Consider the following 13,904-nt stretch of genomic DNA (forward strand, 5'->3'; position numbering starts at 1 on the left):
TTGGGCATACGCCCCTCTTCGCGGGGGTGGGGTCGTGTTGGGGTGGCGCAGAAGTGAACGGCGGCGCTCATACGGGAGGCGAACTCCGCAGGTCGCCCGCACTGTGGAAAGGGCAGAAGTACCGCCTTGCGACGGGGGTAGGCTCGGCAATGCCCGGTGCGGTAACCAGTCACCGGTTTACGAACAGTGGAGAGGAGCCCTGACTCAGGGTGAGCACCAAGCCGACCACCACAGACCTTCAGTGGACCGAATTGGACCAGCGGGCCGTGGACACCGTCCGCGTCCTCGCCGCGGACGCCGTACAGAAAGTCGGAAACGGCCACCCGGGTACGGCGATGAGCCTGGCTCCTGCCGCGTACACCCTCTTCCAGAAGGTGATGCGCCACGACCCGGCGGACGCGGAGTGGACCGGACGCGACCGGTTCGTACTGTCCGCGGGCCACTCCAGCCTGACGCTGTACATCCAGCTCTACCTCGCCGGGTACGGCCTGGAGCTGGACGACCTCAAGGCGTTCCGCACCTGGGGCTCCAAGACCCCGGGCCACCCGGAGTACGGCCACACCACCGGTGTCGAGACGACGACCGGCCCGCTGGGCCAGGGTGTCGCCAACGCCGTGGGCATGGCGATGGCCTCCCGCTACGAGCGCGGTCTCTTCGACCCGCAGGCGGCCCCCGGCACCTCCCCGTTCGACCACACCATCTGGGTCGTCGCCGGTGACGGCTGCCTCCAGGAGGGCATCTCGGCCGAGGCGTCCTCGCTGGCCGGCCACCAGAAGCTGGGCAACCTGGTGCTTCTGTGGGACGACAACCACATCTCGATCGAGGGCGACACCGAGACCGCGGTCTCCGAGGACACCCTGAAGCGCTACGAGTCCTACGGCTGGCACGTCCAGCGCGTGGACCAGTCGCCCAGCGGTGACCTCGACCCCGAGGGTCTCTACCGCGCGCTGCAGGCCGCCAAGGCCGAGACGGAGCGCCCGTCGTTCATCGCGGCCCGCTCGATCATCGCCTGGCCCGCCCCGAACGCCCAGAACACCGAGGCCGCGCACGGCTCGGCGCTCGGCGACGACGAGATCGCGGCCACGAAGCGGCTGCTCGGCTTCGACCCGGAGAAGACCTTCGAGGTCTCCGACGAGGTCATCGCGCACACCCGTGAGGCGCTGGACCGCGGTCGTGAGGTCAAGGCCGAGTGGGAGAAGAGCTTCGCCGCGTGGCGCACCGCCAACCCGGAGCGCGCCGCCGACTTCGACCGGATCGCCGCGGGGGAACTGCCCCCGGGCTGGGAGGACGAGCTTCCGGTCTTCGAGGCCGGTCACGGGGTCGCCACGCGTGCCGCCTCCGGCAAGGTCCTGCAGGCGCTCGGGGGTGTCATCCCCGAACTGTGGGGCGGTTCCGCCGACCTGGCGGGCTCGAACAACACCACGATCGACAAGACGTCCTCGTTCCTCCCGGTGGGCAACCCGCTGCCCGAGGCCGACCCGTACGGCCGGACGATCCACTTCGGCATCCGCGAGCACGCCATGGCCGCTGCCATGAACGGCATCGCGCTGCACGGCAACACCCGCATCTACGGCGGCACCTTCCTGGTGTTCTCCGACTACATGCGCAACGCCGTCCGCCTCTCCGCGCTGATGCACCTCCCGGTGACGTACGTGTGGACGCACGACTCGATCGGCCTCGGCGAGGACGGTCCGACCCACCAGCCGGTGGAGCACATCGCCTCGCTGCGCGCCATCCCGGGCCTGAACGTCGTCCGCCCGGCCGACGCCAACGAGACAACCATCGCCTGGCGCGAGATCCTCAAGCGCGGCAAGAAGGACTACGGCAAGAGCGCCCCGCACGGTCTGGCGCTGACCCGTCAGGGCGTGCCCACCTACCCGGCGAACGACAACGCGGCCAAGGGCGGCTACGTGCTCTTCGACTCCGAGGGCGGCGAGGCGCAGGCCGTTCTGATCGCGACGGGTTCCGAGGTCCAGCTGGCCGTCGAGGCCCGCGACGAGCTCCAGGCGGCCGGTGTGCCGACCCGTGTGGTCTCCATGCCGTGTGTCGAGTGGTTCGAGGAGCAGGACCAGGCGTACAAGGACAGCGTGCTTCCGCCGTCCGTCAAGGCCCGGGTCGCCGTCGAAGCCGGCATCGGCCTCACCTGGCACCGGTACGTGGGTGACGCGGGCCGGATCGTCTCGCTGGAGCACTTCGGTGCGTCCGCGGACGCCAAGGTCCTCTTCCGCGAGTTCGGCTTCACCGCCGCGCACGTGGCGGAAGCCGCCCGGGAATCTCTCGCCTCCGCTGCGCGCTGACCCGGTTACACGACAAGTAGGAGATGTAATTCTCATGACAGACGCACTCAAGCGCCTCTCCGACGAGGGCGTGGCGATCTGGCTGGACGACCTGTCCCGTAAGCGGATCACGTCCGGCAACCTGGCCGAGCTGATCGACCAGAGCCACGTAGTGGGTGTCACGACCAACCCGTCGATCTTCCAGAAGGCCATCTCCTCGGGTGACGGTTACGAGCAGCAGCTCACCGACCTCGCCGCCCGCAAGGTCACCGTCGAGGAAGCCATCCGCATGATCACGACGGCGGACGTACGTGACGCCGCCGACATCCTGCGTCCGGTCTTCGACGCGACGGACGGCCAGGACGGCCGGGTCTCGATCGAGGTCGACCCGCGACTGGCGCACAACACCCTGGCCACGGTCGCCGAGGCCAAGCAGCTGGCCTGGCTGGTGGACCGGCCGAACACACTCATCAAGATCCCGGCGACGAAGGCCGGCCTGCCGGCCATCACCGAGACCATCGGGCGGGGCATCAGCGTCAACGTGACGCTGATCTTCTCGCTGGAGCGCTACCGCGAGGTCATGGACGCCTACCTGGCCGGCCTGGAGAAGGCCAAGGCCGCGGGCCTCGACCTCTCCAAGATCCACTCTGTGGCGTCCTTCTTCGTGTCCCGTGTGGACACCGAGATCGACAAGCGACTGGACGCGGTCGGCAGCGACGAGGCCAAGGCCGCGAAGGGCAAGTCCGCCCTCGCCAACGCCCGTCTGGCCTACGAGGCGTACGAGGAGGTCTTCGCGGGCGACCGCTGGGCCGCCCTGGACAAGGCGCAGGCCAACAAGCAGCGTCCGCTGTGGGCCTCCACCGGCGTCAAGGACCCGTCCCTCAAGGACACCCTGTACGTCGACGACCTCGTCGCCCCGAACACGGTCAACACCATGCCGGAGGCGACGCTGGAGGCCGTGGCCGACCACGGCGACATCACCGGCAACACCGTCGCCGGTGGCTACGACCAGGCACGCGCCGACCTCGACGCGATCAAGAAGCTCGGGGTCAGCTACGACGACGTCGTCCGGCTCCTCGAGGACGAGGGCGTCGACAAGTTCGAGGCTGCCTGGAACGACCTGCTCAACTCCACCGAGGCAGAGCTCGAGCGCCTCGCTCCTTCGGAGGGCTGACCACCTTGTCTGGTGTTCCCGGAGCCAACCCGCTCCGTGACGCCCAGGACCGACGGCTCCCGCGTATCGCGGGACCGTCGGGCCTGGTGATCTTTGGCGTCACGGGCGATTTGTCCCGTAAAAAGCTGATGCCCGCCGTCTACGACCTGGCCAACCGCGGCCTGCTGCCCCCGGGCTTCTCGCTCATCGGCTTCGCGCGCCGCGACTGGGAGGACGAGGACTTCGCCCAGGTCGTCCACGACGCCGTCAAGGAGCATGCCCGGACCCCGTTCCGCGAAGAGGTCTGGCAGCAGCTCAGCCAGGGCATGCGCTTCGTCCAGGGCAACTTCGACGACGACGCGGCGTTCGAGACCCTCAAGGCCACGATCGAGGAACTCGACAAGGCGCAGGGCACGGGCGGCAACTTCGCCTTCTACCTGTCCGTGCCGCCGAAGTTCTTCCCCAAGGTCGTCGAGCAGCTCAAGAAGCACGGGCTGGCCGACCAGAAGGAAGGCAGCTGGCGACGGGCCGTCATCGAGAAGCCGTTCGGTCACGACCTGGAGAGCGCGCAGGAGCTGAACCAGCTCGTGCACGACGTCTTCCCGCCGAACGAGGTCTTCCGTATCGACCACTACCTCGGCAAGGAGACGGTCCAGAACATCCTGGCGCTGCGCTTCGCCAACACGATGTTCGAGCCGATCTGGAACAGGTCGTACGTCGACCACGTCCAGATCACGATGGCCGAGGACATCGGCATCGGCGGCCGGGCCGGCTACTACGACGGCATCGGCGCGGCCCGTGACGTCATCCAGAACCACCTGCTCCAGCTGCTGGCGCTGACGGCGATGGAGGAGCCCGGCTCCTTCCACCCCAAGGCGCTGGTCGCCGAGAAGCTGAAGGTGCTCACGGCGGTGGAGCTGCCCGAGGACCTCGGCAAGCACACGGTGCGCGGACAGTACGCGCACGCCTGGCAGGGCGGCGAGGAAGCGCTCGGCTATCTGGAGGAGGACGGTATCGACCCCAAGTCGAAGACCGACACCTTCGCCGCGATCAAGCTGACGATCAACAACCGCCGCTGGGCGGACGTGCCGTTCTATCTCCGTACCGGCAAGCGCCTCGGCCGCCGCGTCACCGAGATCGCGGTCGTCTTCAAGCGCGCGCCGTATCTGCCCTTCGAGTCCGGTGCGACGGAGGAGCTCGGCGGCAACGCCCTGGTCATCCGGGTTCAGCCGGACGAGGGGGTCACGGTCCGGTTCGGCTCGAAGGTGCCGGGTACCTCCATGGAGGTACGGGACGTCACCATGGACTTCGCCTACGGCGAGTCCTTCACGGAGTCCAGCCCGGAGGCGTACGAGCGGCTCATCCTCGATGTGCTGCTCGGTGACGCCAACCTCTTCCCGCGCCACCAGGAGGTCGAGCTCTCCTGGAACATCCTCGACCCGATCGAGGAGTACTGGGACAAGCACGGCAAGCCCGCCCAGTACCCGGCGGGATCATGGGGGCCGGCCGAGGCCGACGAGATGCTCGCACGCGACGGACGGAGCTGGCGCCGGCCATGAAGATCGATCTCACGGAAACCACGTCCAGCAAGATCAACCAGGCCCTGGTCTCGGCGCGCCGCTCCATCGGCACGCCCGCCATCGGCATGGTGCTCACTCTCGTCATCGTCACCGACGAGGAGAACGCCTACGACGCCCTCCGGGCGGCGAGCGACTCCTCCCGCGAGCATCCGTCGCGGATCATCGCGGTGATCAAGCGGGTCAGCAAGTCGCCGCGCGCCCGGCGTGACGCACGGCTCGACGCCGAGATCCGGGTCGGTTCCGACGCGGGCTCGGGCGAGACCGTCGTCCTGCGTCTGCACGGTGAGCTGGCCAACCACGCCCAGTCGGTCGTCCTGCCGTTGCTGCTGCCGGACGCCCCGGTCGTGCTGTGGTGGCCGGAGGACGCCCCGGCGGACCCGGCCAAGGACCCGCTGGGCGCGCTCGCCCAGCGTCGTATCACCGACACCTACTCCGCCGAGCACCCCCTCGACGAGCTGTCGGTGCGCGCGGCGACGTACCGGCCCGGGGACACGGACCTGGCCTGGACGCGCATCACGCCGTGGCGCTCGATGCTGGCGGCGGCGCTCGACCAGCAGCCCGCGCAGGTCGTCTCGGCCACGGTCGAGGGCGAGTCCGACAATCCGAGCTGCGAACTGCTGGCCATGTGGCTCGCGGACCGGCTCGGGGTCCCGGTGGAGCGCACTCACTCCGGGGGTCCCGGTCTGACGGCCGTGCGGCTGGAGACCAAGAACGGCGCGATCGTTCTGGACCGGCCCGACGGCTCGCTGGCCACGCTCTGCATGGCGGGTCAGCCGGACCGTGCCGTCGCGCTGAAGCGGCGGGAGACCGCGGAGCTCCTCGCGGAGGAGCTGCGCCGTCTGGACCCGGACAACATCTACGAGGCCACGGTGAAGTTCGGCGTGGAGCGCCTCGGCGGACGGACGGAGCCGTCGTCCGTCGGTACGGGGCAGAAGCGGCCGGAGCCGACGGGGTCCGCCGCCCCTGCCGCGAAGAAGGCGGCGGCCAAGAAGGCGGCGTCGAAGTGAGTACACCGCAGCTCGTCGTGCACCGCGACAAGGAGCTGATGGCTCAGGCCGCGGCGGCCAGGCTGATCACGAAGATCGTGGACGCCCAGGCGGCCCGCGGTTCCGCCTCGGTGGTCCTCACCGGCGGGCGTAACGGCAACGGCCTGCTGGCCGCGCTCGCCGCCTCGCCCGCCCGGGACGCGATCGACTGGTCGCGGCTCGATCTGTGGTGGGGCGACGAGCGCTTCCTCCCCGAGGGCGATCCGGAGCGCAATGTCACGCAGGCCCGCGAGGCCCTGCTGGACAAGGTGGAGCTGGCCCCCTCCCGGGTCCACGCGATGCCCGCGTCGGACGGGCCGTACGGCGGCGACGCCGACTCTGCTGCCGCGGGGTACGCGGCGGAGCTCGCCGCCGCGGCGGGCCCGGAGGACCACGGAGCCGTACCGACGTTCGACGTGCTGATGCTGGGCGTCGGCCCGGACACCCATGTCGCGTCGCTCTTCCCGGAGCTGCCGGCGGTGCGGGAGACCGAGCGCACCGTCGTCGGTGTGCACGGTGCCCCCAAGCCGCCGCCCACCCGCGTCTCGCTCACCCTGCCCGCCATCCGGGCGGCGCGTGAGGTGTGGCTGCTGGCCGCGGGGGAGGACAAGTCGGAAGCGGCGGAGATCGCACTGTCCGGCGCCGGGGAGATCCAGGCGCCGGCGGCGGGAGCGTACGGCCGCAGCCGCACTCTGTGGCTGCTGGACGCTGCCGCGGCCTCGAAACTCCCGCGGGCGCTGTATCCGCCCGCGTCGGCGTAACAGAGCACAGCGAGAGGCCCGGCCCACTCCAGGAGGGGGCCGGGCCTCTCGCCCTGCCGGCAGCCCCTAACGCGCTCAAGTACGGGGCGCAGTTCGGCCCGGCCGACACCTGCACCCTCGGATACCGGCTGTGGCCCAGGGGGATCGAGAACCGGGTACCCCACGTCCCGCGCCTGCCGGGTCTGTCCGCTCGACACCCGCATCGGGGCAGACTTTCACCCGTACCGCGACGGCCCTCGGACTCCGTCCTGCTCGGACCGGTGACTTCAGGGACTCCGCGATCGCCGGCCGTTGCGGCGTGGACAACACCGGCCGCACCCCGCTGCACGTCCTGGCCGCCGGGCACCCCGCTCGGACGCCCCAGGACGCTCCCCACCCGCCGGCCTTCCCGCCTTGGCTCCACCACGCCGCTCGACCGGTGGCCTCGGACGGCCGGTGCCTGCCGGGTGGGCGCGTATGTCGCGCCCACCCGGCTCAGCCGCGCTCCAGGAAGGGCTCCAGCAGCCCCGGGACGGCTTCGGCGGCGAAGGTGAGGCCCTCGACCGCGTCGGCGTCGTGTGCCGTGTAGGCGCCGCCTCCGGCGGCCGTCGTGGCGGTGACACTCAGCAGCCCGGCCCGGCGCTGGAAGAAGGACTGCTTCACCGTCCAGCCGATCACACCAGCCCGCTGCAGCGCCGCGGTGGAGCGCCGGACCGTGCCGGAGCGGGTCACCAGGTAGCCGCCGCTGAGAGTGTGCCCCAGTGAGCGGTATGCGTCGACGGCCAGGAGCACGGCGACAGGTACCGACACCACCGCCGAGCCGAGCGCGGTCCACAGCAGTACGGGCGTCAGCAGAACGCCCAGCAGCACCTGCACCAGCACGGGCACCAGAGCCACCGTCAGGGCACGGCGCAGTCGTCGCCCGCGGGCCGCCCGGGGGTGCGCCGTGAGCGGGGCGCCGGTCGGGGTGGCCGACTCGCGCAGTACCGCGGCGGCGATGGTGCCGGCCAGCGCGCGGGGCACGGCCGGCAGAAGCGTGTCGTGGTCGGCGCTCCGCGACTCCTCGTCCCTGGTCAGGCCGGTGGTGATCGCGTCGACCCGGGCGGCGCCCGCAAGCCGCACTCCGAGGGGCTCCACCAGGTCCACCCCGCGCAGCCGCCGTTCCTCGACGGACAGGGAGCGCGAGGTGAACAGTCCGCGCCGCACCCGCAGGGTGCCGCCCGGTTCGCGCTCCAGGCGGTAGTTCCACCACATCTCGATCCACAGCCCGAGTGCTCCGACCACACCGGCGGCCAGAGCCGCCACGGCCAGGGTGACGATCGTCCAGACCATCGAGGTGTCCCGGAAACGGTCGGCGACCCAGTCGATCACCTCGCCCTGCGCGCCTACCCAGTCGCTGATCTGCAGCACACCGCCGGCAGCGGCGCCACCGAGCATGGGCGCGACGAAGGAGACGGGTGCGTAGCGGATCCAGCGGGGGTCGAGCGTGGCCAGTTCGCCGTCGTGGTGCGTTCCGGAGACCTCGGGGGCAGCACGGTCGAGGAGGTCATGGCGCAGCCGCTCGCCCTCTGCGCGGGCGACGGGGTCGAGTTCCAGCGTGGAGTCGCCGCCCGTGTGCTCCCCGGTGCCGATGCGGACCGTGACCAGCCCGAGGATCCGTAGCAGGGGGTGAGCGGTGAGATCGACGCTGCGGATCCGCTCGCGGGCCAGCGAGCGGCGCTTCACCAGGAGGAGCCCGGTGTGCAGATCGACGCGCTCGGTGCCGACGCGGTACCGGGTGCGCCGCCACCGTACGTAGTCACCGGCGCCGGCGCAGCCGATCAGCAGGGCAGCCCCCGCCAGGGCCCAGCCGACGGCTGCCGCGTACCCGAGGCGGCCGGACAGCGCGACCGTGACCGGCACGGCCGCGCCCGTGGCGACCCCCGCCGTGACCAGCGCGGTGACCAGGACCGTACGGGGATGGAGCCGCCGCCAGTCGGGGCCGCTGTCGGCGGCGGTGCTCATGTGGCGTCCCCGGGGGTGCCCTGGGTGATGCGGGTCAGCCGCTCGACGAGGTCTGCGGCGACCTCGTGGGTCAGCCCCTCGATCTGCACGGCACCCTTGGCGGACGCTGTGGTGACGGTGACCGTGGCCAGCCCGAAGAGTTGTTCCAGAGGGCCGCGCACGGTGTCCACGGTCTGGATGCGGGACATCGGTGCGATCCGCCACTCCCGCAGGAAGACCCCGGTGCTCACATAGACCGCTTCGTCGGTGACCTCCCAGCGGTGGGTGCGGAACCACCACGAGGGGAAGAGGACAGCACAGAGCAGGCCGATGCCCGCGAGCACCGCGGCGGGCGTCAGCAGCCAGAACCTGGCGGGCTCGATGAGCGCGCCGAGGATGCCGAGGACCAGGACCGGCGCCGCCGTCAGCAGCAGCCACTGGGTCCGCCACCAGCCGACAGCCCCGCGGGCCGGTGCATTACGCGGTGGCCTGAGCCGTATTGTCCCCTCCCCCGTGGTCATCGCTCAGCGGCCACGCAGCGAGCGGTACGCCGAGACGAGCGCGGCGGTGGAGCTGTCCAGCTGTTCGCCGCCGGTGCCCTCGGTGAGGACCGGCTCGATCTTCTTGGCGAGGACCTTGCCCAGCTCGACGCCCCACTGGTCGAAGGAGTCGATGTTCCAGACGGCGCCCTGGACGAAGACCTTGTGCTCGTACAGCGCGATCAGCTGGCCGAGCACCGAGGGGGTGAGCCGGTCGGCGAGGATCGTGGTGGTCGGGTGGTTGCCGCGGAACGTCTTGTGCGGCACGAGCTCCTCCGCGACGCCTTCCCCACGGACCTCGTCCGGTGTCCTGCCGAAGGCGAGGGCCTGGGTCTGCGCGAAGAAGTTGGCCATCAGCAGGTCGTGCTGGGCGATCAGCCCGGGCAGCAGGTCCTGGACCGGCGAAGCGAAGCCGATGAAGTCGGCCGGGATGATCTTCGTACCCTGGTGGATCAGCTGGTAGTAGGCGTGCTGCCCGTTGGTACCGGGAGTGCCCCAGACGACCGGTCCCGTCTGCCACGCGACCGGGTTGCCGTCCCGGTCCACGGACTTGCCGTTGGACTCCATGTCCAGCTGCTGCAAATACGCGGTGAACTTGGACAGATAGTGGCTGTACGGCAGGACCGCGTGGGACTGCGCGTCGAAGAACTGGCCGTACCAGACGCCCAGCAGGCCGAGCAGCAGCGGGGCGTTCTCCTCGGCGGGGGCGGTGCGGAAGTGCTCGTCGACGACGTGGAAGCCGTCGAGCATCTCGCGGAACCGGTCCGGGCCGATGGCGATCATCAGCGAGAGGCCGATCGCCGAGTCGAAGGAGTAGCGGCCGCCGACCCAGTCCCAGAACTCGAACATGTTGGCGGTGTCGATGCCGAAGTCCGTGACCTTGTCCGCGTTCGTCGACAGAGCCACGAAGTGCTTGGCGACGGCTTCCTGACCGGCCCTCAGCCCGGTGAGGAGCCAGTCGCGGGCGGAGGTGGCGTTCGTGATGGTCTCGATGGTGGTGAAGGTCTTGGACGCGACGATGAACAGCGTCTCGGCCGGGTCCAGGTCACGGATGGCCTCGTGGAGGTCCGCGCCGTCGACGTTCGACACGAAGCGGACCGTGAGCGAGCGGTCCGTGAACGAGCGCAGCACTTCGTAGGCCATGGCCGGTCCGAGGTCGGAGCCGCCGATGCCGATGTTCACGATGTTCTTGACCGGCTTGCCGGTGTGACCGGTCCACTCCCCGGCCCGGACCCCATCGGAGAAGGCCGACATCCTGTCGAGGACGGCGTGCACCGCCGGCACCACGTTCTCACCGTCGACCTCGGTCACGGCACCGCGCGGGGCGCGCAGCGCGGTGTGCAGGACGGCTCGGTCCTCGGTCGTGTTGATCTTCTCGCCGCCGAACATCGCGTCCCGCAGCCCGGCGACGTCCGTCGCGGTGGCGAGGTCACGCAGCAGACGGAGCGTCTCGTCGGTGACCAGGTGCTTGGAGTAGTCGATGTGGAGGTCGCCGACCCTGAGGGTGTACGCGGCCCCGCGGTCCGGCTCGTCCGCGAAGAGCCGGCGCAGATGCGTGTCGCCGAACTCCTCACGGTGCTTGCCGAGAGCCGCCCACTCGGGCGTCTGATTGAGCTTGGTTCGGCTTTGTGCGTTCATCCCGGAAATCGCCCACTTCTTCTCGTACCTGCAACCTTCCCCGCTGCCCCTCCAACCTAATTGATCTGGAGGGTGCGGCGGGGCATCGGCGAGCTGCGGGGCGGCCTACGGATTCCGGCCGGACACCCAGGGGGTGGCCGGCCGGTGAACAGCTTTCAGATCTCGCCGCGGAGCTTCGCGAGGGCTTCGGCGAGGATCGCCTCGCCGTCCGCGTCGCTGCGCCGCTCGCGCACGTACGCCAGGTGCGTCTTGTACGGCTCGGTGCGCGGCGGAGCCGGAGGACTGTCCCGGTCCTGTCCGGCCGGGAAGCCGCAGCGCGGGCAGTCCCAGGTCTCCGGTACCTGCGCGTCATGGGCGAAGCTCGGCTGCGTCTCGTGCCCGTTCGAGCACCAGAAGGAGATGCGGAGGCGCGGCGCGGACTCGCCTCGCTCGGCCTCCCCCATCGGCCCCGCTCCGACCCGGCTTCCCCGGATCGCGTTGCCACTTGCCACGGTCGTAACTCCCTGCGTGATGGTGCTCGAAGATGCCCCAGTCTACGTAAGGCCCAACGCGCGTCCAGTGAAAGGAGTTACACCCTCACCGGGAATTGCCGACGGGGGGTCAGCTGTCCAGCTTGATGAGCAGAGCAAGGACGACAATGCATGCGAACCAGCCCAGACCGACCACGACGGTGATGCGGTCGAGGTTCCGCTCGGCGACCGACGAGCCACCCACGGAGGACTGCATTCCGCCACCGAACATGTCGGAAAGGCCGCCGCCCTTTCCCTTGTGCATCAGCACCAGCAGCATCAGCAGCAGGCTGAAGACGATCAGGGCGATCTCGAACGCCAAAACCACGGCTGGTCCCTACTTTCCGGAAATCCTAGGACTGCATGTACGAACAGCGGGGGCCTGGGGGTAGACCCCCCTCGGCCCCCGCAAGGGTACGACGGATCCGCGCTACCGCATACTCACTGGTCGCGGAAGCGGACGATCTTGACGAACTCGTCGGCGTCGAGCGCGGCGCCGCCGATCAGGGCACCGTCCACATCGGGCTGCGCCATGATGGCCGCGACATTGCCGGACTTCACCGAGCCGCCGTACTGGATACGGACGGCGTCGGCCAGCTCCTGCGAGTACAGCTCGGCGAGCCGGCGGCGGATCGCGCCGCAGACCTCCTGGGCGTCCTCGGGGGTGGCGACCTCACCGGTTCCGATGGCCCAGACCGGTTCGTAGGCGATCACGACGGACTCGGCCTGCTCGGCCGGGATGTCCTTCAGCGCGCCGTCGAGCTGCGCGAGCGTGTAAGAGACCTGGTCACCGGCCTTGCGGATGTCCAGGCCCTCGCCGACGCAGAGGATCGGGGTCAGGCCATGCTTGTACGCGGCCTTCACCTTGGCGTTGCAGACCTCGTCGTTCTCGCCGTGGTACTGGCGGCGCTCGCTGTGGCCGACGGCCACGTACGTGCACTTCAGCTTGGCGAGCATGGGGCCGGAGATCTCACCGGTGTACGCGCCGGAGTCCTGCGCCGAGATGTCCTGCGCGCCGTACTTGATCTTCAGCTTGTCACCGTCGACCAGCGTCTGCACGGAACGCAGGTCCGTGAAGGGCGGCAGGACGGCGACCTCGACGGCGTCGTAGTCCTTGTCGGCCAGGGCGAAGGAGAGCTTCTGGACGTGCGCGATGGCCTCGAGGTGGTTGAGGTTCATCTTCCAGTTGCCCGCCATCAGCGGGGTGCGGGTGCTCATAAAGGGTCAGTCCTCCAGTGCGGCGAGGCCGGGAAGCGTCTTGCCCTCGAGGTATTCGAGGCTGGCGCCGCCACCGGTCGAGATGTGGCCGAATGCGTTCTCGTCGAAGCCCAGGATACGGACGGCAGCCGCGGAGTCCCCGCCGCCGACGACGCTGAAAGCCTGGGACTCGACGAGGGCCTGGGCGACCGCCTTGGTGCCCTCGGCGTAGTCAGGGTGCTCGAAGACGCCCATCGGGCCGTTCCAGAAGACCGTGGCCGCGTCGGCGAGCTTCGCTGCGTACAGCGTGCGGGTCTCGGGCCCGATGTCCAGGCCCTCCTGGTCGGCCGGGATGGCGTCGGCGGCGACCGTGGTGGGGTTGGCCGGAGCCTTGGTCTTCAGGTCCGGGAATTCCCGCGCGACGAGGACGTCGACGGGGAGCACGAACTCCACACCGAGCTCTTCGGCCCGCTTGAGGTAGCCCTGGACGGCCGGGACCTGGTCCTCCTGGAGCAGCGAGATGCCCACCTCGTGGCCCTTGGCCTTGAGGAAGGTGTACGCCATGCCGCCGCCGATCAGGATGCGGTCAGCCTTCTCCAGCAGGTGGTCGATGACGCCGAGCTTGTCGGAGACCTTGGCGCCGCCGAGGACCACGGCGTACGGGCGCGCGACGTCCTCGGTGAGCTTCTTCAGGACGCCGACCTCAGTGGCGATCAGGCCGCCCGCGGCGTGCGGCAGCCGGGCCGGGAGGTCGAAGACGGAGGCGTGCTTGCGGTGAACGGCGCCGAAGCCGTCACCCACGTACACATCGGCGAGCTCGGCGAGCTGGTCGGCGAAGGCGCCGCGCTCGGCGTCGTCCTTCGACGTCTCACCGGCGTTGAAGCGGAGGTTCTCGATGACGGCCACCTGGCCGTCGGTGAGGGCCGCGACCGTGGCGCGGGCGGACTCGCCGACGGTATCGGTCGCGAAGGCGACCTCGGCGCCGAGCAGTTCACCGAGACGTGCGGCGGCGGGGGCCAGCGAGAAGGCCGGGTCCGGGGCGCCCTTCGGGCGGCCGAGGTGCGAGGCGACGATGACCCGTGCACCGGCTGCGGCGAGCTCGGCGACCGTGGGCTGGACGGCGCGGATGCGGCCGTCGTCGGTGATCGTGGTGCCGTCCAGCGGCACGTTGAGGTCGGCGCGGACGAATACCCGCTTGCCCGCGACCCCTTCGGCGAGAAGTTCGTCGATCGTCTTCATCTGTTCCGATACTCCTTGGAAGGAC

At 70.1% G+C, this 13,904-nt stretch carries 12 protein-coding genes; 5 read left to right on the forward strand and 7 right to left on the reverse strand.

The features are described 5' to 3' along the window. Positions 1 to 209: 209 nt before the first annotated feature. The 5 genes from tkt to pgl are packed head-to-tail and all read left to right on the forward strand — an operon-like array spanning position 210 to position 6,795. On the forward strand, positions 210 to 2,297 hold the full coding sequence (gene tkt, locus ACWD04_RS13470) for a transketolase (RefSeq protein ID WP_451131316.1): 2,088 nt from the start codon (positions 210 to 212) through the stop codon (positions 2,295 to 2,297). A 34-nt stretch (positions 2,298 to 2,331) separates the two neighbouring features. Further along, positions 2,332 to 3,450: a transaldolase gene (gene tal / locus ACWD04_RS13475; protein ID WP_451131318.1), complete on the forward strand. Its 1,119-nt coding sequence runs from the start codon at positions 2,332 to 2,334 to the stop codon at positions 3,448 to 3,450. Between the two features lie 5 nt (positions 3,451 to 3,455). Next, positions 3,456 to 4,988: a glucose-6-phosphate dehydrogenase gene (zwf, locus tag ACWD04_RS13480; RefSeq protein WP_451131320.1), complete on the forward strand. Its 1,533-nt coding sequence runs from the start codon at positions 3,456 to 3,458 to the stop codon at positions 4,986 to 4,988. Then, positions 4,985 to 6,016: a glucose-6-phosphate dehydrogenase assembly protein OpcA gene (gene opcA, locus ACWD04_RS13485; RefSeq protein WP_451131322.1), complete on the forward strand. Its 1,032-nt coding sequence runs from the start codon at positions 4,985 to 4,987 to the stop codon at positions 6,014 to 6,016. The genes zwf and opcA overlap by 4 nt, the downstream gene beginning before the upstream one ends. Further along, positions 6,013 to 6,795: a 6-phosphogluconolactonase gene (gene pgl, locus ACWD04_RS13490; protein WP_451131324.1), complete on the forward strand. Its 783-nt coding sequence runs from the start codon at positions 6,013 to 6,015 to the stop codon at positions 6,793 to 6,795. Before opcA ends, pgl begins: the two co-directional genes overlap by 4 nt. A gap of 474 nt (positions 6,796 to 7,269) precedes the next feature. Here pgl and ACWD04_RS13495 read toward each other — a convergent pair whose 3' ends face one another. From ACWD04_RS13495 to ACWD04_RS13525, 7 genes are all read right to left on the reverse strand, one after another. Then, positions 7,270 to 8,778 carry a PH domain-containing protein gene (locus ACWD04_RS13495; protein WP_451131326.1) on the reverse strand — a complete coding sequence of 503 codons (1,509 nt, stop codon included), beginning with the start codon at positions 8,776 to 8,778 and terminating at the stop codon, positions 7,270 to 7,272. Beyond that, a complete protein-coding gene (locus tag ACWD04_RS13500; RefSeq protein WP_451131328.1) occupies positions 8,775 to 9,278 on the reverse strand; it encodes a PH domain-containing protein in 504 nt (167 codons plus the stop codon). The genes ACWD04_RS13495 and ACWD04_RS13500 overlap by 4 nt, the downstream gene beginning before the upstream one ends. A 3-nt stretch (positions 9,279 to 9,281) precedes the next feature. Continuing rightward, positions 9,282 to 10,934: a glucose-6-phosphate isomerase gene (gene pgi, locus ACWD04_RS13505; protein ID WP_451131330.1), complete on the reverse strand. Its 1,653-nt coding sequence runs from the start codon at positions 10,932 to 10,934 to the stop codon at positions 9,282 to 9,284. A 155-nt stretch (positions 10,935 to 11,089) separates the two neighbouring features. Continuing rightward, positions 11,090 to 11,425 carry an RNA polymerase-binding protein RbpA gene (locus ACWD04_RS13510; RefSeq protein ID WP_078598194.1) on the reverse strand — a complete coding sequence of 112 codons (336 nt, stop codon included), beginning with the start codon at positions 11,423 to 11,425 and terminating at the stop codon, positions 11,090 to 11,092. Between the two features lie 109 nt (positions 11,426 to 11,534). Continuing rightward, positions 11,535 to 11,771: a preprotein translocase subunit SecG gene (secG, locus tag ACWD04_RS13515; protein WP_031094498.1), complete on the reverse strand. Its 237-nt coding sequence runs from the start codon at positions 11,769 to 11,771 to the stop codon at positions 11,535 to 11,537. Between the two features lie 113 nt (positions 11,772 to 11,884). Next, positions 11,885 to 12,661: a triose-phosphate isomerase gene (gene tpiA, locus ACWD04_RS13520; protein ID WP_451131332.1), complete on the reverse strand. Its 777-nt coding sequence runs from the start codon at positions 12,659 to 12,661 to the stop codon at positions 11,885 to 11,887. A gap of 6 nt (positions 12,662 to 12,667) precedes the next feature. After that, positions 12,668 to 13,879, reverse strand: coding sequence for a phosphoglycerate kinase (locus ACWD04_RS13525; protein ID WP_451131334.1), 1,212 nt, complete (start codon positions 13,877 to 13,879; stop codon positions 12,668 to 12,670). Positions 13,880 to 13,904 lie beyond the last annotated feature (25 nt).

Source organism: Streptomyces sp. NPDC002911, from assembly GCF_053591835.1.